Source organism: Zongyangia acetica (genome assembly GCF_038739695.1).
Lineage (GTDB): Bacteria > Bacillota > Clostridia > Oscillospirales > Ruminococcaceae > Zongyangia > Zongyangia gallinarum.
On the sequence record NZ_JBBEWN010000052.1, the window covers coordinates 1 to 677 of the forward strand.

Genomic DNA, 677 nt, shown 5'->3' on the forward strand with positions numbered 1-677 from the left:
GCCTGTGTTTGATTCTTTTGCGTTGTTCCAATCAACTTTGTCGAGAATAAATTTCACACCCGCCGCAATAAGTCCAAGAAGTCCAATCTCGGCTTCGATACGTATATGTTTACCAACGCGTTTACTATCATCTCCTCTCTGGTCATTTGCATCAAGATCAACCTCGCAAAAACGGGAATCACTCGGTGGATAATAATTAAAAACGTCAAACGGATTTTCACAGGCGTGAAATCCTGATTCGCAAATTTCTGCGGTTTCCGTTTCATACTCCTTCCCAGCCTCATACTTGAACCCACGACACGCAAGATTCTTGTCAAATCCTTTGTAGCATTTCATCTCTATTCCTCCAATCGGTCTGTCCTCTCAATCTCCACCTCGGTACGAGGGTTGCGCTTGTCATAGAGCACCCGGCTCCCATCGGTGGATACCACAATTTGGCTGTTGTCGTCCTCCAGCACCCCCACCTCCACCAGCACATCATGCAGGGCGCTGTGCAGGTTCACAATGTCTACCCTCCTGCGGGTGGGCATGTAGTAGAGGGCCTTCACATTCACCGGAACGTTGATCTTTTTCCGGTAGGCTCCGGTGATCACCCTCCTGCAATCCTTGGCGTACTTCCGGTATTGCTCCGACTGGGCGATGAAACAGCGTCCCTCTTTGGTCCTTCTGATCTGCTG

2 protein-coding genes are annotated in these 677 nt (G+C 49.5%); both read right to left on the reverse strand.

Translation table 11 applies throughout. From position 1 onward, the window contains the following. Positions 1-336 (reverse strand): DUF7666 domain-containing protein (locus WGC32_RS15060; protein WP_462933649.1); only part of this gene is annotated, 336 nt, incomplete at its 3' end. A 2-nt stretch (positions 337-338) separates the two neighbouring features. Continuing rightward, positions 339-677 (reverse strand): RusA family crossover junction endodeoxyribonuclease (locus tag WGC32_RS15065; protein WP_342683090.1); only part of this gene is annotated, 339 nt, incomplete at its 5' end.